This window comes from Aliiroseovarius crassostreae (assembly GCF_049803815.1).
Classification (GTDB): domain Bacteria; phylum Pseudomonadota; class Alphaproteobacteria; order Rhodobacterales; family Rhodobacteraceae; genus Aliiroseovarius; species Aliiroseovarius crassostreae_A.
This window is the reverse complement of record NZ_JBNAGI010000009.1, coordinates 68,612-89,879: the sequence shown is the minus strand read 5'-3', so window position 1 is coordinate 89,879 and position 21,268 is coordinate 68,612. Positions and strand designations below refer to the sequence as shown.

The following is a 21,268-nucleotide window of genomic DNA, read 5'->3' as shown; positions in this document are numbered from 1 at the left end:
CTCTCCGATGTTCAGAAGTCTTTGATATCTTTCCAGGATTGACTGTCGGACGAGGCAATCCCCGCCGCAATCACCCGGTTTACCTCATGCCCGTCGCGGAAGCTGGGCCATGTGTTTTCACCGGTTTCAATGGCGCGCAGGAAATCGCGCGCCTCGATGATGATCTGGTCCTGATAACCGGTGCCATGGCCCGGCCCCTGACAAAACGGCGCGTAATCGGGATGGGCCGGGCCGGTCAGAATCTTGCGAAAGCCGCGCTCGGCTTCGGGATCATCCATCCGATACAGCCAGAGCGCATTCTGATCCTCCTGATCAAACCGAATGGCCCCCTTGGTGCCGGTGATCTCGTAAGCGTAGCCCATTTTGCGACCGGTTGCGATGCGCGAGAAATACATCTGCCCCATCGCCCCACCATTTGCACCAATTTCAAACCGGCACATCATCTGCGCATGATCATCATTGGTCACGCGCCCACCGGGGCGATTGGTGTGAACGGTTTCCACCTCCGCCATCACCCGCGCGATCGGGCCAATCAGGGCCAGCGCGGCATTGACCATATGGGGGGCCAGATCGCCCATGGTGCCATTGGCCATGCCGCTGGTGCGCCATGTCGCCGGGGCGTCAGGATCAGCATAGAAATCTTCGGTGTGTTCACCGCGAAACCAGGTGATGTCACCGATGTCACCCGCCGCAATCAGGGCGCGCGCATATTGGCTGGCGGGGGTGCGGATATAGTTGAACCCCACCATATGTGTGACGCCCGAGGCCTCGGCCGCCGCCACCATCGCGGCGCTATCTTCCAAAGACGCGCCCAGTGGCTTTTCACAAAAGACCGGCTTGCCAAGCGCAAAGGCGGCCTCGGCGATTGGGCGATGAGTGTCTTGCGGGGTGGCAATGACAATCGCCTCCACCGCCGGATCCTCGACCAGCGTGCGCCAATTGTCGGTGGCGCGCGCGAACCCATAGGCCTGACGATAGCGCTCCGCACTTTCCGGGGATGAGGCACAGACCATCTCCAGGCGCGGGCGCAGGCGGGTGCCAAACACCGCCCCCACCGCACACATGGCCACCGCATGGGCCTTGCCCATATAGCCGCCGCCAAGAATGCCAATGCCGATCTGTGTCATGCGAATGCTCCTCCCGTTTGAAAACTATTTGCAACCGGTTGCAAAAACTGTATCCTGTGAATCGAAACCTCGCAAGCCGCATTCGGCACTGCACCGCTTTTTCCCGTGGGAGAACCGCTGACATGTCCGCCCAAGACGACACCATCCGCCTGACAACCGCGCAGGCCATCATTCGCTGGCTTTCCAACCAGTTCATCGAGATCAACGGAGAGGAGCTGCGCCTGTGTGGCGGCGGGTTCGGCATCTTCGGCCATGGCAATGTGACCTGCCTGGGCGAGGCCCTGAACAACCATCGCGAAGAGCTGCCGCTTTATCGCGGGCAAAACGAACAAAGCATGGGATTCGCCGCCGCCGGATATGCCAAGACCTGGCTGCGCCAACGTTTCATGTTCTGCACCGCCAGCGCCGGCCCCGGCACCGCCAACCTTGTCACTGCGGCCGGTCTGGCCCATGCCAACCGGCTGCCGATGCTGCTTCTTTGCGGTGACACCTTCCTGACCCGCCTGCCCGACCCGGTGCTGCAGCAGATGGAAAACTATAACGACCCGACTTTTGGTGTGAATGACGCGTTCAAACCGGTCAGCCGGTACTGGGATCGTATCTGCCACCCGGCGCAGGTGATCCAATCCCTGCCCGCCGCCATTGCCACGCTCTTGGACCCTGCCGATTGCGGCCCCGCTTTCCTTGGTCTGCCGCAGGATGTGCAGGGCTGGACCTATGATTACCCGGTGAGGTTCTTTGAAAAGAAAGTGCATCGTATTCGCCGCCAGACCCCTGATGCGGATGAAATTGCCGATGCGGTGGCCGCGCTGAAAACCGCCAAGCGCCCGATGATCATCGCGGGTGGCGGCGTGCAATATTCACGCGCCGTGGCCGAATTGACCGCTTTCGCCGAAACCCACCAGATCCCGGTGGTGGAAACCATCGCGGGCCGCGCCAATCTGCTGGCCACACATCCGCTTAATATCGGGCCGATCGGCGTGACCGGGTCAAACAGTGCCAACGCCATTGCTGAACAGGCGGATGTGATTGTGGCGGTTGGCACACGGCTGCAGGACTTCACCACAGGGTCCTGGACGGCCTTTGCCAAAGATGCGCAGTTCATTTCCATCAATGCTGCGCGCCATGATGCGGCGAAACACATGTCCCTGCCCGTTGTGGGCGACGCGAAACTGTCGTTGACCACCCTCACTGCGGCGCTGGACTATACCGCCCCGGCGGACTGGGTGACCAGGGCACAGGGCGAGCGGCGCAAATGGGATGCCTATGTGGCCGAAAACACCGCCCACGGCAACCGGCCCAATTCCTACGCCCAGGCCATCGGCGTGGTGAACGCCCTCTGTGATCCGCGCGACCGCGTGGTGGCCGCCGCCGGCGGGTTGCCTGCCGAGGTCACCGCCAACTGGCGCACGCTGGATATTGGCACCGTTGATGTGGAGTTTGGCTTTTCCTGCATGGGATACGAGATTGCCGGGGCCTGGGGCGCGCGGATTGCGCAGGCGCAGATGGAACCGGATCAGGATGTGATCACCTTCTGCGGGGATGGATCGTACATGATGCTGAATTCAGACATCTATTCCAGTGTCCTGAGCGGCAAGAAGATGATTGTTCTGGTGCTGGACAATGGCGGATTTGCGGTGATCAACAAGCTGCAAAACAACACCGGCAACGAAAGTTTCAACAATCTCTACGAAGATTGCCCCACCATTGCCGATCCCTTCGGTGTGGATTTTGTCGCCCATGCGACCAGCATGGGGGCCAGCGCCGAAAAGGTTTCGACCCCCGCAGAGCTGAGCGACGCGTTCAAACGCGCCAAATCCGCCGACAAAACCTATGTGATCGTGATGGATGTGGACCCCTACGAAGGTTGGACCACCGAAGGTCATGCCTGGTGGGAAGTCGGCACGCCGCACATCACCGGAGATGAAAAAGTGCGCGCTGCCCATATCGATTGGGAAGCCTCGCGCAGCAAACAAAGAAAGGGTGTGTGATGAAACGCTTTACCGCAGAGACCGCCAATCCAGCTGAAATCGTGGAAGAGCTTTTGCATGGCGGCGGGGCCGTTGGCATCTCGGGGCTGTTTACCCCTGAAGACATCGCCGAGGCCCGCGCCATTGTCATGGCTCATTCCGAAGACAGCGCCGAAAAGGTCACACATTTTCAGGGCGCTGCGGCAGAGGCGGGCAAGCTGAACCTGCAACGCCGGGTCTGGAACCTTCTGGCCAAGGGCGAGGTGTTTTCGCGCATGGCCGCCCACCCCAAACTGATGGAGATCCTGCGCGCCTTTCTGGGCACCGAGTTCATCATGGGATCCATCGCCGCCAACCGCATCCTGCCCGGCGGGCCGGGTCAGGAGCCGCATGTGGATTACCCCTATTGGGATTTCCACAAGCCCGAGACGCATCCGGTGGGTTTCAACGGGTCGTTTCCGATGAACGCACAGGTTTCGGTTCTGCTCGACCCGTTCACCGTGGAAAGCGGGGCCACCGGTTACGTGCCCGGATCGCAGAAAGAACTGCGTTACCCCGGCCCCGAAGACAGGTTCTTTGACCGTTGCGAACAGATGACCGGAGAACCGGGGGACGTGGCGCTGTTTTACGGCGTGACATGGCACTGCGCGATGCCGAACAACGCGGATCACGACCGCAGCGCGATCCTGATCCAATACCTGCCGAAATGGGTCAAGCCGATGGAAGATATGCCCGCCGCCCTGCCGCAGGATTTTATCGATCAGGCCAGCCCCGATCTGCGCCAGCTTCTGGGCCTGAACTACCCCTATCCCGAAGTTCTGGACGCCGCCAAAGCGGGCAATACGGAGGGGCGCGCGTGACCCTGATCGACGGTATCAAAGGCAATCGCTTTGCGGTGTTTGGACGGGCGGGCATGGATATGTTTGCCAACCCCATCGGCACCAAAAGCGAAGACGCTGCCACTTTCCGCGCCGACCTTGGGGGATCTTCCGCCAATATCTGCGCCGGTCTTGTGAAACTGGGATCCGAGGCCGCATTGGTCACTTCGGTCTCAGACGATGCGGTGGGGCGGTTTTGCCTGAACCGGCTGCGCGACTACGGTGTCGACACCCGCTATGTGCGGTCGGTGGGCGGAGAGGCCCGCACCTCGCTCGCGGTCTATGAAAGCTGTATCGAGGATTTTCAAAACGTCATCTATCGCAATGGGGCCGCTGATTTTCAGGTGACTGAGGCCGATATGGATGTGGTGGATTACAACGCGTTCACCGCGCTGATCACCGCCGGCACGGTCTTTGCGGCAGAGCCATCCCGGTCCGCGACCTTCCGCGCCTTTGAACAGGCCCGCACGGCCGGTCTGCCGGTGATCTTTGACATCGACTATCGCCCCTATAGCTGGCCTTCGCCTGAGGTTGCCGCCGAGGTTCTGACCCGCGCGGGCGAAGAAAGTGACCTGATTGTCGGCAATGACGAGGAGTTCGGCTTCATGGCCGGTGGCATCGACAAAGGGCTCGACAAGGCCCGCGCGCTGGCCGCCCAGGGACGGATGGTCATTTACAAAATGGGGCATGAAGGCGCGATCACCCTTGTGGAGGATCAGGAAATCCGCACCGGCATCTACCCCGTCACCGCCATCAAACCCAACGGCGCGGGCGACAGTTTCATGGCGGGGCTTCTGGCCTCGCTCGCCGTCGGTCACAGCCTGCGTGACGCGGTTCTGCGCGGGTCGGCCTGCGCCTCGATCGTCGTCTCGCACCCCGGCTGCGCCAATGCCATGCCCACAACCGCCGAGCTTGAGGCCTTCCTCGCCACCCATCCCGGCCCCACAGACTGAAAGGAGAGGCCAATGCATATTGCGCCCCATGACAACAAGAACAAACCCATTGTGGATGTGGATAACGACTTGGTTCCGCTGAACTATTTCAACATCGTCAAGCTCAGGAAGGGCGAGGTGTTCGAATATGCCGTGCCCGGCTATGAAACCTGCGTCGTGCCCGCCACCGGCACCGTCGACGTGGATGTGGACGGGGCGTTCTACCCCGATCTGGGCAATCGCACCGAAGATGTCTGGGATGGCGAACCCGAAGGCGTCTATGTGCCGGTGGGCGCCAAGGTGCGCATCACCTGCAAAACCGACGCGACCGAGACCTTCATCGCGGGCGCCAAATACGACAAGGTGCTGGAACCCTTTGACGTGCGCGCAGCACAGCTTGACGTGGTGCAATACGGGTCAGACGACACCAAGACCCATCGCAAGATCAAGCATATCCTGGGCGCAGGCCACCATGACCGCGTGGGCCGCCTGCTGGTCAGCGAGCTCTTTACCGTGGGCGAAGGCGGCTGGTCCGGTTTTCCGTCCCATAAACATGACACGGACCGCCCCGATCCCGACGGTGGCATGATCGAAACCCGCCACGATGAAACCTACAACTTCCGCTTCAAGCCGAACTACGGATCGGGTGTGCAGATGTTGCAGCGCGAGGACAATGAACCGGGGGATGCCTATCACATCATGGATGGCTCCACCATCATGCTCGACAAAGGCTATCACCCCTGCGCGGTGCTGCCGGGCTATCAGATGTATTACTTCACCATTCTGGGCGGCCTCAGCCAGCGGTCGCTGAAACAGTATTTCCAACCGACCCACGCGGCACAGTTGCACACGATCCCCGGCATCATGGACATGGTGGCAAAGTTCAAATGACCCTTGCGACACTGAAAGATGTGCTTCAGCCCGCGCTGAAGAAGGGCTATGCCGTGGCCGGGTTGGTCACGCTGGGCTGGGAAGACATGCGCGCCTATGTGGCGGCGGCCGAGGCCGAAAATTGCCCGGTGATCCTGCAGGCGGGCCCGTCGTGCCGCGAGCACACCCCCCTGCCCGTTTTGGGCAAAATGTTTCGTCATCTGGCCGAAGGAGCGTCCGTGCCAGTCGTGGCACACCTGGATCACGGATATACCGTGGAAGACTGCCGCGCGGCCATCGACAGCGGCTTTACCTCGGTCATGTTCGACGGATCGCGCAAACCCCTGATCCAGAACATTGATGAAACCGCAGCGATTGCGGATATGGCCCATGCGGCGGGCGTGTCCTGCGAAGGCGAAATCGGCTTTGTCGGCTATTCCGGCGGCGAAGGGTCCGCGGGCACCGACCCCGAGGAGGCCGCGCAATTTGCCCGCGACACCGGCGTCGACGCGATGGCAATTTCCGTGGGCAATGTGCATTTGCAACAAGACAAAGAGGGCGGGCTGGACGAGGCCCGCATTCGCGCGATCGAAGCCGTAACCGAGGTGCCCTTGGTGATCCATGGTGGATCGGGCGTGCCGCTGGCCCAACGCAACGCACTCGCGCACGGATCAAAGATCTGCAAGTTCAATATCGGAACCGAACTGCGCATGGCCTTTGGGGACGCCCTGCGCAACGCGGTGAACGCGGATCCCACGCGATTTGACCGGGTGCAGATCCTGAAAGACACCCATGATCCGGTGATGGCCGCCACCCGCCGGGTGCTGCAAACATTCAAAGGGGCGTGACATGATCAAGATCGGACTTCTGGGCTGTGGCCGCATCGGCCAGGTACATGCGCGCTCGATCAGCCAGATTGGCGGCGCGACGGTGACGGCGGTGGCCGATGCCTTTCCAGACCCCGCACAGGATCTGGCCGCGCGCACCGGGGCCAGGGTGCTGGAGCCCATGGCGCTGATCGAAAGCCCCGACGTGGAGGCCGTGGTGATCGGCACCCCAACCGACACGCATTACGACCTGATCCATGCCGCTGCACACGCGGGCAAGGCGATTTTCTGCGAAAAACCCGTGGATCTGTCGTCTGAACGTATTCTTGATTGCCTTGCCGTGGTCGAAGGCGCGGGCGTGCCCTTTCTGACCGCGTTCAACCGCCGCTTTGACCCCAATTTTGCCGACCTCCAGTCCCGGTTGCGACAAGGCCAGATCGGCGAGGTCGAGATTGTGACGATCCAGTCCCGCGATCCTTCCCCGCCCCCGGTCAGCTATATCCAAAGCTCTGGCGGGTTGTTTCGCGACATGATGATCCACGATCTGGATATGGCGCGGTTTTTAGTGGGCGAAGAGTTTACCCGGATCTATGCGGTCGGCGCGTCCCTTGTGGACCCGGAAATCGGCAAGGCCGGTGACGTGGACACCGCCGCCGTCACCCTGACCACTGCCAGTGGCAGGATCTGCCAGATCACCAATTCGCGCCGCGCCAGCTATGGCTATGATCAACGGATCGAAGTGCATGGTGCGGGCGGGATGCTGCGCGCCGAAAACATGCATGAAACCACCGTGGAGCTGGCAACCGCCACCGGCTTCACCAAACCCCCGGCGCAGCATTTTTTCCTGGAACGCTATGCGGCGGCCTATCAGGCCGAGATGCGCCATTTCATCGAGGCGATCACAACTGGCACCGCACCGACCCCAAGCCTGAAGGACGGGTTGCAGGCACAACGTCTGGCGGATGCCGCCGCGCGGTCGCTGGATCTGGGGGCGCCGGTGGATCTGCCATGATCGCGTCCCTCAGCCCTAATCAGCCCAGACGGGACACAAGTTCAGCCACGCGCGCGGCATTGTCGGGCGCGATGGATCCATCCGCCATGAAAAACGAATTTTCAAACCCGATCCGGCATTTGCCACCCGCCTGATGCGCGGCCACAAGACAGTCGGTTTCATGGGGGCCAAAGGCGCAAAGACCCCAGTCCGGGGTCAAGCCCGCGTCGGCCAGCCAGTCCAGAAACGGCTGTAATTCTGACGGTTGGGACACCTGCCCTTCACTGTAGCGCCCCAGCACAAACAGCAATTGCAGCGACGGATCGCGTAGCAAACTCTCGGGCAACACGCGCGCCAGAAGCTCCCCATCTTTGCGGTCATATAGAATGTGCTGGATTGCGATGCCTTTGGCGGCACAATCCTCATAAAACACCCGCGCACCCTCTTCGCCATCCCGGCACATTTCGGCAATAGAGACCGACACCAGATCCGCGCCGACCTCTAACGCCACGCGTTTTTGCACCTCCGGCGCATAGATCCCAACCGCCTCGGTGGTGATCTGCACCGCCATGTCCGGCACGGCGGCCTTCACCGCGCCCAGAACATCGCGATAGGTGCCCACGTCCAACAAATGCCCCCCCTCTGCGTCGCGAATATGCAGGTGCAACCCGTCCGCGCCAGCGGCAAAACAGTCGCGCGCGCAGGTGACAATCTCAGCCTTGGTCATGGGCAGCGCCGGGTGATCGGCCTTGGTTTTGCGCGCCCCGTTGGGGGCCACCATAATCTGCGGGAGCGACGGGAACCGCGTCATCACAGGACCTCTGCCAGGCTGCGCGACAGCTTGTCGACCAATTCGCCGATCTGATCATCGGTGATGATGAACGGCGGGGCCAGAAGGATGTGATCGCCCTGCCGCCCGTCAATCGTGCCACCCATCGGGTAACAGATCAGCCCGTTGTTGAAGGCCGCCTTTTTCAACCGCGCCGCCACTTTCAGATCCGGGTTGAAAGGCGCCTTGGTGTCGCGATCCGCGACCAGTTCCAACCCGCGGAACATGCCGCGCCCGCGAATGTCGCCCACATTGGGATGCTGACCAAACTCCGCCCGCAGCGCATCCATCAGGACCTGCCCCATCTGGGCTGAGCGCGCAGCCATGCCCCCTTCGGTCAGCTTTTTCACCACCGCGTCGGCAGCGGCGGCGGCAATTGGGTGGCCCAGATAGGTGTGGCCGTGTTGAAAAAACCCCGACCCCTCGGCAATCGCATCATAGATCTTGCCGGAACAGAGCATCGCGCCGATTGGCTGATACCCCGCGCCCAGCCCCTTGGCGATGGTCACAATGTCGGGCGAGATCCCGTCCTGTTCGCAGGCAAACACCGTGCCGGTGCGCCCCATGCCGCACATGACCTCATCGAGGATCAACAGCACGCCGTATTGGTCACAAATCTCGCGGATCCGTTTGAAATAGCCTTTCACGGCGGGCACGGCCCCAGCGGTGGCCCCCACCACGGGTTCAGCGAGAAAGCCGATCACGTTTTCCGGGCCCTGGCGCAGGATCTCGTCCTCCAGCGCATTGGCCGCGCGCAGACCGTAGTCCTCTTCGCTTTCGCCATCCGCGCGCAGGCGATATTCATAGCAGGGGTCAATGTGGCTGGCCGAGACCATCACCGGATCAAACGGTTCACGCCGCCACATATTGCCGCCCGTGCCCAACGCGCCCAGCGTATTGCCGTGGTAACTTTGCTTGCGGGCGATGAATTTGGTGCGCGTTCCCTGCCCGGTTTCGAGCATGTATTGCCGCGCCAGTTTCATCGCAGATTCGACCGCTTCGGACCCGCCAGAGACCAGATAGACCCGTTCAATCCCCTCGGGCGCATGGGCAATCAGGCGGTCGGCAAGCGATTCGGCCGGGTGAGATGTGAGAAACCCAGTATGCGCAAAAGCAAGCTGATCCATTTGCGCGCGCATGGCATCCAGCACGTCCTGATCCGAATGGCCCAGGCAGGACACGGCGGCGCCCCCGGAACCGTCCAGGTATTTTTTACCTGACGAATCAATAAGATAAATTCCGTCACCACGTTCGGCGACAGGCGGAAGGGATTGGGTGTGGCGTGGAAAGATATGGGACATGGCAACCTCGTTTCTCTTCGCCTTACCCAAGGTGAAACAAATATGTCAAGTGTTGACACAGAGTGAAACAAATTGAACAATTCGTGAAATTGATTTGTCCAGACAGCCAAAAGGGGGGAGGTTTGCGGACATCGTTTGAACAACGCCTGACCGCCCAGTATGGCGATCTGACCTATACGTTGCGCGCTGTGGCGGATTACATCCTGCACAATCCCTTGGATATGGCGACACGTCCCTTGCGCAGTGTTGCCCAGGCCAGCGGATCCTCCCCCGCCGCCTTCACACGCCTGTCAAAGGCGTTGGGCTACACGGGGCTGGACGAATTGCGCGAAGAGCTGCGCGAAAAGATCGACCAGCGCATGAGCAACTTTGCCAGCCGCGCCGAAAAGCTGCAGCAAGATCATGGCGCGGGCAAACCCGATTTCATGGCGGCCCATCTGGCCGCGTGCCAGGCCAATCTGCAATCCCTGCCCGAAAGCATCGATCCCGCGACCCTCAGCCAGGCCGTGGATGTGCTCGCCCGGTCGCGGATGGTGTATCTGCTGGGGGCTTTGGGATCGACCGGGATCGTTGAATATATGGCGTATATGGCCAATATGTGCACCGGCAACTGGCAGCTTCTGGGGCGGATGGGGGCGTCGCTTGGCAGCGGGCTGACCAATATGTCCGACCAGGACGCGCTGGTGATCGTGACCAAACCGCCCTTTGCCCCGCAGGCCATCAAGGCCGCGGAAATCGCGCGCCGGCAAGGCGCACATGTGGTGGTGATCACCGACACGCACGCCTGCCCGGCCCTGCGCCACGCCCAGTTCGGGTTTGTGCTGCCCAGCACCAGCCCCCATTTCTATTCCTCGTATGTTACAACGATGTTTCTGGTAGAGGTCATGATCGGCAAACTGGTCAGCCGCGCCGGAGAAAATGCCCGCTTGCGCATTGCGAACGTCGAGGATAGCAATCGTCTTCTGTCCGAGGTTTTGGACGAAGATTCAATGTAACCAGCAACTTAGTGAACAGGGGAGAATTTAAATGTTCCAAAAGCTGAAAATTGCAGCATACGGCATCGCCGCTGCAGGTGTGATGGCTCCGGCTGCGATGGCAGAAGAGTTCATCACCATCGGCACCGGTGGTGTGACCGGTGTGTATTACCCAACCGGTGGCGCGATCTGCCGTCTGGTGAACAAGGGCCGTCGTGACCACGGCGTGCGCTGCTCGGTCGAATCGACCGGCGGATCGGTTTACAACATCAACACCATCCGCGAAGGCGAGCTGGAATTTGGTGTGGCCCAGTCCGACTGGCAGTACCACGCCTTCAACGGCACCTCGAAGTTCGAAGAAGCCGGCCCGTTTGAAGGCCTGCGCGCCGTCTTTTCGGTACACCCGGAGCCCTTCACCGTGGTCGCCCGCGCCGACAGCGGCATCAAGACCTTCGCTGACCTCAAAGGCAAGCGTGTGAACATCGGCAACCCCGGGTCCGGTCAGCGCGGCACGATGGAAGTTCTGATGGGCGCCCTGGGCTGGACCACCGAAGATTTCGCCCTGGCGACCGAGCTGAAAGCATCGGAACAATCCGCCGCCCTGTGCGACAACCAGATCGACGCCATGGTTTACACCGTGGGTCACCCGTCGGGCTCGATCCAGGAAGCCACCACCGCCTGTGACTCGGTCCTGGTGGAAGTGGCCGGTGCCGAAGTGGACAAGCTGATCGAAGAGAACTCGTTCTACCGTCACGCCACCATCCCGGGCGGCATGTATCGCGGCAATGACGCAGACACCAAAACCTTCGGTGTGGGCGCAACCTTCGTCAGCTCGGACCAGGTGTCGGAAGACGTGGTTTACGCGCTGGTGAAGTCGGTCTTTGAAAACATCGACGACTTCAAGGGCCTGCACCCGGCCTTCGGTGTTCTGGTGCCGGAAGAAATGGCCACGGCTGGTCTGTCGGCCCCGCTGCATCCGGGCGCTGAAAAATACTATCGCGAAGCTGGCATTCTGAAATAAGCCTGCACGCCTGGGCCGGGGGACCATCCTCCGGCCCATTGCCTTTTGCACGGATGATGGCGGAAAAGGATCATCACCGCGCAAGATATGTTCAGCCAAAGGCCTGACGGGGAACCCAGCCGCCTTTGCCAGAACAATCGTTGGACAGTGACAATTACGAACGGGGAGAACGTTCATGGCTGACGCCAAAAATCGCGCATTAAGCGAAGAAGAGCTGCAGGAGCTGGTTGCCGCCAGTGACAGCGGTGCGCGCGCACCCATCGGGTGGGTGGGCACGATGATTGCCGTAGTGGCGCTGATCTGGTCCGTGTTTCAGGTGCTGCTGGCCTCGCCCATCTCGGCCTATGTGCTGAGCGGGGACCTGATCAACAATTCGCGCCAGATCCATCTGGCCTTCGCCATTTTCCTGGCCGCCATGGCCTATCCTCTGTTCAAATCCTCGCCACGTGACAAGATCCCGTGGTATGACTGGATCCTTGGCCTGGGTGGCGCGTTCCTCGCCATGTATGGCTATTTCTTCTATGACAAGATTGTCGGCAACGGGGGTCTGGCGGATGCCACAGACGCCTATTTTGCGCTGGCGGGTCTGGCCTTCCTGTTCATCGCCGCCTATCGCACGCTTGGCCCGGTGATGGTGGCTTTGGCGATTGTCTTCCTGTTCTACGTCTTTTTTGGGTCCTCCGAAGTGGTGCCCGATCAGATCCGCTGGGCGGGCGCGTCGATCCGCAAAGCGATGAGCCACATGTGGATCACGTCTGAGGGCGTTTTTGGCATCGCCCTGGGCGTGTCGACCAAGTTTGTTTTCCTCTTCGTGCTGTTTGGCGCGCTTTTGGACAAGGCGGGCGCGGGCAATTACTTCATCAAGATGGCGTTTGGCGCGCTTGGTCACCTGCGTGGTGGCCCGGCCAAGGCCGCTGTTGTGGGGTCCGCTGCGACCGGCCTGATTTCGGGGTCCTCCATTGCCAACGTGGTCACCACCGGCACCTTCACCATCCCGCTGATGAAACGCGTCGGCTTCACCGCTGAAAAGGCGGGTTCGGTTGAGGTCGCCTCGTCGGTGAACGGCCAGATCATGCCGCCCGTGATGGGGGCTGCGGCCTTCCTGATGGTGGAATATGTGGGCATCTCATACGTCGAGGTGATCACCCACGCCTTCCTGCCCGCCGTGATTTCCTATATCGCGCTGGTTTACATCGTTCACCTGGAAGCGGTGAAAAACAACATGCCCACAATTGGCAACAAAGTGGTGTCGATGGGCAAAACCATCGGCGGCATGTTTGCCTTTTTCGCGGGCTTTGCCCTTTTGTGTTACGCCACGCAATTCCCAGTGAAACTGATCGTCGCCATGGTGCCCGGCGGATCCGGCTGGATCCTCGCCGCCCTGCTTCTGGCGATCTATATCGGCCTCATTTACCTCGCGTCTCAGACCGAGGATCTGGAACCGGATGATCCCAATGCCGAGGTGGTCGAGCTGCCCGACGTTGCGAAGATCTACAAATCAGGCCTGTATTACCTGCTGCCGATCATCGTGCTGGTCTACTTCCTGATGATCGAGCGCAAATCGCCCGGCCTGTCGGCCTTCTGGGCCACCATGCTGCTCTTTGCGATCCTGCTGACGCAAAAATCGCTGAAGGCATTTTTCCGCGGCGAAAATGACCCGGTGGGCCGCCTGCGCGAAGGGGTGACCGATTGGGTTGAGGGCATGATCGACGGCGCGCGCAACATGATCGGCATTGGCCTTGCCACCGCCACTGCGGGCATCATCGTGGGCACCGTGTCGCTGACCGGGATCGGTCAGGTGATGGCCGACTTTGTTGAATTCCTCTCGGGCGGCAACCTGATCCTGATGCTGGTCTTCGTGGCCATCCTGTCGCTGATCCTTGGCATGGGCCTGCCGACCACGGCGAACTATATCGTGGTCAGCTCGCTGATGGTGGGGGTTGTGGTGGAACTGGGCGCGCAGTCTGGCCTGATCGTGCCGCTGATTGCCGTGCACCTTTTTGTGTTCTACTTCGGCATCATGGCGGATGTGACGCCCCCTGTGGGGCTGGCGAGTTTTGCCGCCGCCGCCGTATCGGGTGGCGACGCGATCCGCACCGGGTTCACCGCGTTCTTCTATTCCTTGCGCACCGTGGCCCTGCCGTTTGTGTTCATCTTCAACACCGACCTTCTGCTGATTGACGTGACATGGGTGCAAGGCGTGATCGTCTTCATCATCGCGACCATCGGCATTCTTGTGTTCACCGCGGGCACGATGGGCTTTTTCATCACCCGCTCGCGGATCTGGGAAACCGTGGCGCTGTTGGTCGTGGCCTTTGCCCTGTTCCGTCCGGGGTTCTTCATGAACCAGATCCAGCCGCCGTTTGAGGTGATCGAACCGGCCGGATTTGTGCAGGCGCTGGAAAATGCCGAAGCCGGCAGCACGCTGCGCACGGTGATTTCGGGCCCCGACTTCGACACGCTGGAAGTCAAGGACCTGACCGTGCCGCTGGTGGTGCCAGAGGCCGAGGGCGCAGATGCCCGCCTTCAGGCGCTTGGCCTGATGCTGGCCCCCGAAGGGGACGTGATGCGCCTGGATGAACCGGCCTTTGGCACGGATCTGTCCGATCAGCTTGGATCGTTCGACTTCTACGGCGACGACCCCGTGGCGATCACCCGCGTTCAGGCCGCCGCAGACCAGCTCCCGAAAGAGCTGATCTTCATCCCGGCGCTGATGCTGCTGGCATTGGTCGCGTTCCTGCAAACCGGACGCGCCCGCAAACTAGACGCTCAAGGAGTGACGGCATGACCAAAACCATTCTCTGCGCCGTAGACATCAACCGCCCCAAAGAGGACCGCAAGGTGCTGGAACGGGCTGCGCAACTGGCGGTTCTCGACAAGGCACAGCTTGATGTCATCACCGTGGTGCCGGATTTTGGCGCGAATATCGTCGGGGCCTATCTGCAGGATCACCATGTGGAAACCGCCCAGGACAAGGCCAAACAGCTGCTGAACGACCTGTCCGAGGCCGCCCTCGGGGCCGAAGTGAATGCCAAGACCCGGCACATTGTGGCGGTGGGCTCGGTCTACGAAAAAGTGCTGGAGACCGCACGGCTCGGCAAGGCAGACCTGATCGTGATCGGCGCACACCGGCAGGACTTTAAAGACTACCTGCTGGGGCCAAACGCCGCCCGGATCGTGCGCCATTCCGACGCTTCGGTCTATGTGGTGCGCTGACACCATCGACATCAAACCAAGAAAACGGGCCGCATCACGGCCCGTTTTTTCTTTGGGTCCTGTTTTTGGGGAACCCGCACAGCCCCCCTTCCGCCAAATCTCGCGAGGGTCCCAAACTCCTGAACCTTACGGCGTCAGCCCCAGACGCGGCTTCAACCCATCCATCCCGTCGCGCAAATCCTGCGGTGCGCCGTGGCCCCGCATGTGGTCGCGCAAGCTGGCGTTCAGCCCGCCCTCGGTCGAAAGCGCGGCCAGAAGATCGGCAAACCCGGTGTCAGGCTCCGCCTGCATCTGGCGCAAAAACCCGGCAAACACCGTCACCACATAGGTCTGCGCGCCCGCCGGGTCTCCGGTTTCATCGGCCAGCCACCCGGCCCCGGCAGTCATCAGATCAAGGATCGGCGAGGCCAGCGCCGAGGCCGCGAAATGCGCGTTCAACGCTGCCTCATCCCGGCAAGGCAGGATCAGGTTGCGATCCCCGAAAAGCGCGCGCAGCTGGGCATTGTCCGGGTAAACCGGCAGGGCCGATCCGCCAACGGCAATGGACGACAAGGGAATGGTGATCGCCAGATCCGTCGCGGGCGCGCACAGGCTTTGAAGATCCGCGATCGACACATCCACCATGGCCGAGATCACCGTCTGCCCCGCGCGAAACGGCAGCGCGGGCAGAACCGCGCGGGCCACATCCGCCATCAGGCACAAAATGACCACATCCGCCCCGGCCACCACATCGGCATTGGCCGCCACGCGGACCTCGGCAAATCGCGCCGCCAGCTCATGCGCGCGGGTTGCATTGCGATCCGACACCAGAATGTCATGCCCCTGCCCGGCCAGCCCGACCACCATATGCGCGGCAATCTCGCCTGTGCCGATAAATCCGATCCGTGCCATATGCGCCCACCTCTCCTCATGCCTTGCAACACCCCACTTGCCGCAAATTGCCCATTCCCTTGTTTGCAATCCGCCCTATGATAGCCGCAAAAAACAAACAGACGGAGCAGTCCAATGCTGAAACTCGCCCTTCTCGTTCTGACCTTCAACCCCGAAGGCGAGCTGCGCATGACCCTTTCTGACAAGGCCAGCCTCGAGGAATGCCAGGCCAGCAAAGCGCAGATCGAACCGGTGCTGAAAGGGGCCGGATATACCGTGCTCAGCCTGCTTTGCGGGGAAACGGACCTGCGTTTGACCCCTTATAAAGACGTGAAACGCCGCGATCCGCTGACCCGGTATCGGGTGCAATTGATGGGCAATGACGGGTTTGTCGTGGCGCCGCTGAGCAAGGGCGAAAGCTGTACCGCCTCGCCCAACGGCCGTGACCCGGTGTTTTGCGCCTTGTCCGGCCAAAAGGTGATTGCGCAAGGCCCCACCGAGGTGGACGCCCCCGCCCCCGAATAGACCCTAACCGGTCGCAAACAGCCGCCCCAGTTCGGGCCGCGGCCCGGTTATGGCGTTCAGCCCGGCCAGCTCCAGCATATGCCAGCAAAGCGCCAGATTGCTGGACAGGACCGGAAGGCCCGTGGCCGCTTCGATCTCGGGGATCACGGTGAGGCAACGCAGGTTGGTGCAGGCGATGACAATCGCGTCACACGCGGCCTGCGCGGCCACCTGCAGCGCGCCCGCGCGGATCGATGCTTCCGTGATCCGCGCCACCACGTGATCATTGCCCTCTTCAAACGACCCGAACGCGGCAATCTCAAACCCTGCCTCACGCAGCTTTTCGCGCATCCGCGCCGACACGTCTGCCACGTAGGGCGTGAGGAACCCCAGCCGCGTCACCCCCAACTGCCGCCCCGCCGCAATCAACGCCGCCAGCGGGTCCGTGACCCTGGCCCCCGGACAAACCGAACGGACCGCACGCGCCACATTGTCCGACCCAATGACGGTCGAGGCCGAGGTGCAGCCATAACCGATCACGTCAAACTCCAGCGACGGCGGCAACAGGCGGGCCGCAGCGGGCAGATCCGCTTCCATCCTCGCCAGGGTTTGCGCCGTCACCTCGGACACCATCGGAATGCGCGTGTGATAGAGCGCCACGCCCGCGCGCGGCACCATCCGGGCAAATTCCTGCTCCAGCGTCTCATCGGTTTCCAACACAATCACCCCAAGATTGGCGCGGGTGCCGATGCCCTTGTCTGTGTCGAAATCAATTTTCATCGGATCACCGGCAATTCAGGGGCTGCCCGGTGGCTGATCAGCTCCGCCCCGCCCGCGCGCACCACCAGGTTTTCTTCGTGCACCATAATCCGCCCGTCGCCATAGGACAGCGAGGGTTCCAGCGTCAGCACCATGTTTTCTTCAATCACCGTCTGATCCCACGCCGCGTGCGAGGGCCATTCGGTCAGCTGCATCCCCAACCCGTGCCCCAACCGGCCCACGTCACCATCCGACGGCCCGGTTTGATCCATCTCGGCAATCACATTTTGCATCGCGTGAAACAGTTCCGCGCAGGTCGCCCCCGGTCTGGCCGCCGCCAGTCCCGCTTCGGTTGCGCGCCACAACACGTCATAGGCCCGGCGCGAGGCATCATCCGCCTGGCCAATCGCCCAGTTGCGATCAAAATCACAGAAATACCCATCCCATGTCATGCCGGTGTCCAGCATCATGATGTCACCCTTTTGCAAGGGCCGGCGCGAGGGCGGCGAGATCACATCGTGATAGCCCCCCTGATCAGCCCCGCCGACCAGATAGGGCACATCATCGGCACCCTGCAAAAGCGCCTCGCGCCTGAAAGCGCGAAACGTGTCTTCAAACGCCTGACCCTCATGGGCCAGCGTGGGCACCTCGGCAAATGTATGTGATCCAATGGCGCAGATCCGTTTCAGCTTTTCAATCTCGCGCTCTGATTTCACCATGCGCAGGCCGCGTATAATCGGCGTGCAATCCTCAATCTTCAACCCGGGCAGCCCGGCGATCAGCCGTTCATAATCGCCAAGCGGCATCCGCAGCGCGGTTTCATGGCCTTTCATCACGCCAAGTTTCGCGCCCTTCGCGGCCAGCGGCATGAGCAGCTCGGTCAATAGGCTGATCCCGTCATCCTCGGGCGCGGGGGCGGCCCATGTGCGAATATCCTCAACCCAGGTCTGGCGCATCAGCGCCGTACCAATTTCCGGGATCACCGCAATCGGCTTGCCTTCAAGGGGTACAAACAGGAACCACGGCCGGGTCGGGCTTTGCCAAAACAGCGTGTGAAACCCGCTGAAATAGCGCACCTCCGGCTCAGACAGCAAAAGCATCCCCGACAGGCCCACCGCCGCCATCCGCTCCTGCGCTGTGGCGGTGCGGGCGGCGTATTCCTCGTCGGGAAATCCCCGGATCGGTTCGTCAGACATGATCGCCTCTCCCCTATTCCTCGGCCATGATCGCGGCATAGATCGCCGGGTCGGTCACGCCTTCGGACCCGATGAACAGCACGCGCGAGGCACGATCCAGCCCCAGCTTACCCGACAGACCTTCATCCTGTCGCGCCGCGATCAGGGCGGCAAGCCCGGCCACGGCGCTTTCGCCTGCTTCGATCACCTTGTCGCCAAATTCGGGCCGCGCCAACAGGCGCACGGTGGGGGCGACGATGCTGTCGGGGATGGTCAGGAAATCGCTGGCTTCCTCGGCCAGGATCTCCCACGCCATTTCCGAGGGTTCGCCACAAGACAGCCCCGCCATGATGGTTTCCTGCTGGATCGCGAAGTTGGTGGGGTGTCCGGCCCGCGCGCTGTCAAACAGGCAGGCGGCCAGATCAGGTTCCACGATCACCACGCGCGGCGCAGCCTCACCCCAATATTGGCGCAACGCAGCCGCGACCGAGGCCGCCAGCCCGCCGACACCGCCCTGCAAGAACACATGGGTTGGCGGCTGATCGAGCGCCTCGCAAACCTCGCGCGTCATCACGCCGTAACCCGCCATCACGTCGCGGGGTGGTTCGGTATAGCCCTCCCACGAGGTATCCGAGACCACAAACCAGCCGTTTTCTTCCGCTTCGGATTTGGCCAACAGCACGCTTTCATCATAGTCCCCTTTGATGCGGATCACCTCGGCCCCCAGATCGCGCATCGCCTGGGCCCGGCCTTCGCTGACCTCGGCGTGGATATAAATCCGGCAGGGCGCGCCCACGTTCTGACATCCCCAGGCCAACGAGCGCCCGTGGTTGCCATCGGTGGCAGAGACCAGCGTGATCCCCGCGACCTCCTCCGCGTATTTGCCCGCGCGAATATCGGCAGGCGTGATGCCCTGCCCCAACCGCGCCGAAAGCTCCCGCGCCAAAACGCGCATTGCCGCGTAAGACCCGCCAAGCGCCTTGAAACTGCCCAGCCCAAAACGCGGACCTTCGTGTTTATAGTGGATCTCCGCCACACCAATTTCGCGGGCGATACCAGAGAGCGACACAAGCGGGGTCGGGGCATAGCCCTCCCACGCGGTGATTTCCGCCCAGCTGTCGGCAAAATCCTTCTCGGACAAAACCGTAAAGGCGGCGTTGGCGGGCTGCGGGTTGCCCTTGGTATGGGCGAGTTTGGCGGTTTGAAATGCGGAATGCATCACGCGTCCTTTCTGTCACGGGCAGGCAGACGGTCGCGGACCAGCTGCACCCAGAACTCTGCCCCAATTGGCAGCAGAGCATCGTTGAAATCATAATCATCGGCATGAAGCGGCTGGCCGTGTGGCCCCTCTTCGCCATTGCCCATCAGCAGAAAACAGCCCGGCACGGCGGCGCTGAAATGGGCGAAATCTTCTGAAAAGCTCATCGGGGGACGGTCGCGGATCACCTCGCAGCCAGCAGCCTCGCCCGCGCGGTAAACCGCTTCGGTCGGGGCTTTGGCATTCAGGGTCTCGATGAATTCCGTGTTGAAGGAGACATCTACGGTGACGCCATGGCTGGTGGCAATCCCGCCTGCAATCTGGCGCATGAAGTGCTCCACCGCTTCACGATCTTCCGGCAGCCGCGCGCGCACGTCGCCTTTCAGCACCGCCTGACCGGGCAACACATTGCGCATCCCATCGGTCAGGAACTCCGTCACCGACACCACGGCACCTGCACCGGGGGCGAGTTTTCGCGACACGATGGTTTGCAGCGCCAACACCAGCTCGGCCCCGACGGTGATTGCATCCACCCCCACATGCGGCATCGAGGCATGGCCGCCCTGCCCGGTGATGGTGATCTCAAACAGGCTTTCGCTGGCGCAGATCTGGCCCACGCGGGACGAGACCTGCCCCACGGGCGCGCCCGGCAGATTGTGGATCGCATAAACCTCATCCATCGGATGTTGGGTCAAAACGCCTTCGTCGATCATCGCACGCGCGCCCAGCCCGTGTTCTTCGTTCGGCTGGAAGATCAGCACCACGGTGCCGTCGAACCCGCCTTCACGAACCAGCCGTTCCGCGGCCCCCAGCAGCATGGTCATATGCCCGTCATGGCCACAGGCATGCATCACGCCGGAGGTTTGCGACACGTAATCATGGGAGGATCGTTCGGTGATCGGCAGGGCATCCATATCCGCGCGCAGCCCAATCGCGCGGTTGCCGTTTCCGGCGCGGATCACACCCACCACCCCGACGCCTTCATGCACCTCAATGCCCAGCCCCCGCAGATGCGCGGCAACCGTCGCCTTGGTCTGCGTCTCGGCAAATCCCAGCTCTGGCGCGCGGTGAAACGCGCGGCGCAGCGTGGTCAGTCTTTCGGCAAAATCGCGCATCCACTCCCCCGCATCCACTTCCAGCTTGTCGCGATCATTCTATCGCAGCATCGATCCGGTTGTGGTATGATATCGCCATATCGCGATTAAATTCATCGCGGTTTCAAATAACAGCGATTGGTTTCGGAACATGGACGACAAAGACCGCGCCATCCTGCGCCTGGTGCAGGGCAACACCCGCATGACCGCCGAGGCGATCAGCCAGGATGTGGGCCTTTCGCCGCCCGCCGTGCAAAAACGTCTGCAAAAACTGCGCAGCAATGGCGCGATTGAGAAGGAAATCGCCGTGCTGTCCCCCGCAAAACTGGGGCGTGAAATGACCATTATCGTCGAGGTGATGATGGCGCGCGAAAACCGCGCCGCGCTGGACGCATTCAAACGCAAAATGCGCGCAGCACCCTCTGTGCAGCAGTGTTATTACACCACCGGCGAAGGCGATTTTGTGTTGATCCTCAATGTGAAAGACATTCAGGAATACGAAGCCTTCACCCAGGAATATTTCTTTGACGAAAGCAATATCAGCCGCTTCAAAACCGCCGTGGTGATGGACCGGGTCAAGGTCTCGCTCGACGTGCTGTGACACCCCATTGCCCCACCCCATCACGGGCGCGGCCCTGCTGCGCCTGCAAAATTCTCTTGCCTCATTTTCTT

General features: G+C 61.5%; 20 protein-coding genes. 12 read left to right on the top strand and 8 right to left on the bottom strand.

Annotated elements, in window-relative coordinates:
* Positions 1 to 11: 11 nt before the first annotated feature.
* On the bottom strand, positions 12 to 1,127 hold the full coding sequence (locus tag ACP15V_RS17070; protein WP_424944919.1) for a Gfo/Idh/MocA family protein: 1,116 nt from the start codon (positions 1,125 to 1,127) through the stop codon (positions 12 to 14).
* 122 nt (positions 1,128 to 1,249) lie between these two features.
* Between ACP15V_RS17070 and iolD the strand changes: the two genes are divergently transcribed.
* The 6 genes from iolD to iolG are packed head-to-tail and all read left to right on the top strand — an operon-like array spanning position 1,250 to position 7,616.
* Entirely contained in the window at positions 1,250 to 3,118 is a 1,869-nt protein-coding gene (gene iolD / locus ACP15V_RS17065; protein WP_424944918.1) for a 3D-(3,5/4)-trihydroxycyclohexane-1,2-dione acylhydrolase (decyclizing), read from the top strand.
* Positions 3,118 to 3,957 carry a phytanoyl-CoA dioxygenase family protein gene (locus ACP15V_RS17060; RefSeq protein ID WP_424944917.1) on the top strand — a complete coding sequence of 280 codons (840 nt, stop codon included), beginning with the start codon at positions 3,118 to 3,120 and terminating at the stop codon, positions 3,955 to 3,957. Before iolD ends, ACP15V_RS17060 begins: the two co-directional genes overlap by 1 nt.
* The gene (gene iolC, locus ACP15V_RS17055) at positions 3,954 to 4,928 is read left to right on the top strand and encodes a 5-dehydro-2-deoxygluconokinase (protein ID WP_424944916.1); all 975 of its coding nucleotides are present in this window, start codon (positions 3,954 to 3,956) and stop codon (positions 4,926 to 4,928) included. The genes ACP15V_RS17060 and iolC overlap by 4 nt, the downstream gene beginning before the upstream one ends.
* A gap of 12 nt (positions 4,929 to 4,940) precedes the next feature.
* Positions 4,941 to 5,798, top strand: a complete 858-nt coding sequence (locus ACP15V_RS17050; protein ID WP_424944915.1) for a 5-deoxy-glucuronate isomerase — start codon at positions 4,941 to 4,943, stop codon at positions 5,796 to 5,798.
* Positions 5,795 to 6,625, top strand: coding sequence for a class II fructose-bisphosphate aldolase (locus tag ACP15V_RS17045; protein ID WP_424944914.1), 831 nt, complete (start codon positions 5,795 to 5,797; stop codon positions 6,623 to 6,625). Before ACP15V_RS17050 ends, ACP15V_RS17045 begins: the two co-directional genes overlap by 4 nt.
* A gap of 1 nt (position 6,626) precedes the next feature.
* On the top strand, positions 6,627 to 7,616 hold the full coding sequence (gene iolG, locus ACP15V_RS17040; RefSeq protein WP_424944913.1) for an inositol 2-dehydrogenase: 990 nt from the start codon (positions 6,627 to 6,629) through the stop codon (positions 7,614 to 7,616).
* A gap of 19 nt (positions 7,617 to 7,635) precedes the next feature.
* Here the strand turns inward: iolG and ACP15V_RS17035 are convergent, their stop codons facing one another.
* Complete coding sequence (locus tag ACP15V_RS17035) at positions 7,636 to 8,406, bottom strand: 3-keto-5-aminohexanoate cleavage protein (RefSeq protein WP_424944912.1); 771 nt, start codon at positions 8,404 to 8,406, stop codon at positions 7,636 to 7,638.
* Positions 8,406 to 9,725 (bottom strand): aspartate aminotransferase family protein, encoded by a 1,320-nt coding sequence (locus tag ACP15V_RS17030; RefSeq protein WP_424944911.1) that lies wholly within the window; start codon positions 9,723 to 9,725, stop codon positions 8,406 to 8,408. The genes ACP15V_RS17035 and ACP15V_RS17030 overlap by 1 nt, the downstream gene beginning before the upstream one ends.
* Before the next feature lie 122 nt (positions 9,726 to 9,847).
* On the opposite strand from ACP15V_RS17030, the gene ACP15V_RS17025 reads away from it, so the two are divergent.
* The 4 genes from ACP15V_RS17025 (at position 9,848) to ACP15V_RS17010 (ending at position 14,936) form a co-directional block, all read left to right on the top strand.
* A complete protein-coding gene (locus ACP15V_RS17025) occupies positions 9,848 to 10,720 on the top strand; it encodes a MurR/RpiR family transcriptional regulator (RefSeq protein WP_424944910.1) in 873 nt (290 codons plus the stop codon).
* 31 nt (positions 10,721 to 10,751) lie between these two features.
* Positions 10,752 to 11,720 (top strand): TAXI family TRAP transporter solute-binding subunit, encoded by a 969-nt coding sequence (locus tag ACP15V_RS17020; RefSeq protein ID WP_424944909.1) that lies wholly within the window; start codon positions 10,752 to 10,754, stop codon positions 11,718 to 11,720.
* Between the two features lie 175 nt (positions 11,721 to 11,895).
* Complete coding sequence (locus tag ACP15V_RS17015; protein ID WP_424944908.1) at positions 11,896 to 14,508, top strand: TRAP transporter permease; 2,613 nt, start codon at positions 11,896 to 11,898, stop codon at positions 14,506 to 14,508.
* On the top strand, positions 14,505 to 14,936 hold the full coding sequence (locus ACP15V_RS17010; protein ID WP_424944907.1) for a universal stress protein: 432 nt from the start codon (positions 14,505 to 14,507) through the stop codon (positions 14,934 to 14,936). Before ACP15V_RS17015 ends, ACP15V_RS17010 begins: the two co-directional genes overlap by 4 nt.
* Before the next feature lie 126 nt (positions 14,937 to 15,062).
* Here the strand turns inward: ACP15V_RS17010 and ACP15V_RS17005 are convergent, their stop codons facing one another.
* A complete protein-coding gene (locus ACP15V_RS17005) occupies positions 15,063 to 15,827 on the bottom strand; it encodes an NAD(P)-binding domain-containing protein (RefSeq protein ID WP_424944906.1) in 765 nt (254 codons plus the stop codon).
* 114 nt (positions 15,828 to 15,941) lie between these two features.
* Here ACP15V_RS17005 and ACP15V_RS17000 point away from each other — a divergent pair, with 114 nt between their 5' ends.
* Positions 15,942 to 16,331 (top strand): hypothetical protein, encoded by a 390-nt coding sequence (locus ACP15V_RS17000; protein WP_424944905.1) that lies wholly within the window; start codon positions 15,942 to 15,944, stop codon positions 16,329 to 16,331.
* 3 nt (positions 16,332 to 16,334) lie between these two features.
* On the opposite strand, the gene ACP15V_RS16995 is transcribed toward ACP15V_RS17000, so the two are convergent.
* Genes ACP15V_RS16995 through ACP15V_RS16980 form a run of 4 tightly spaced genes read right to left on the bottom strand, consistent with a single transcriptional unit; the run spans position 16,335 to position 20,617 of the window.
* Positions 16,335 to 17,090, bottom strand: coding sequence for a maleate cis-trans isomerase family protein (locus tag ACP15V_RS16995; protein ID WP_424944904.1), 756 nt, complete (start codon positions 17,088 to 17,090; stop codon positions 16,335 to 16,337).
* Positions 17,087 to 18,265: a M24 family metallopeptidase gene (locus ACP15V_RS16990; RefSeq protein ID WP_424944903.1), complete on the bottom strand. Its 1,179-nt coding sequence runs from the start codon at positions 18,263 to 18,265 to the stop codon at positions 17,087 to 17,089. Before ACP15V_RS16990 ends, ACP15V_RS16995 begins: the two co-directional genes overlap by 4 nt.
* Positions 18,266 to 18,278: 13 nt before the next feature.
* Complete coding sequence (locus ACP15V_RS16985; protein ID WP_424944902.1) at positions 18,279 to 19,463, bottom strand: diaminopropionate ammonia-lyase; 1,185 nt, start codon at positions 19,461 to 19,463, stop codon at positions 18,279 to 18,281.
* Positions 19,463 to 20,617, bottom strand: a complete 1,155-nt coding sequence (locus tag ACP15V_RS16980; protein ID WP_424944901.1) for an amidohydrolase — start codon at positions 20,615 to 20,617, stop codon at positions 19,463 to 19,465. The genes ACP15V_RS16985 and ACP15V_RS16980 overlap by 1 nt, the downstream gene beginning before the upstream one ends.
* 130 nt (positions 20,618 to 20,747) lie before the next feature.
* On the opposite strand from ACP15V_RS16980, the gene ACP15V_RS16975 reads away from it, so the two are divergent.
* Complete coding sequence (locus ACP15V_RS16975) at positions 20,748 to 21,197, top strand: Lrp/AsnC family transcriptional regulator (protein ID WP_424944900.1); 450 nt, start codon at positions 20,748 to 20,750, stop codon at positions 21,195 to 21,197.
* Positions 21,198 to 21,268 lie beyond the last annotated feature (71 nt).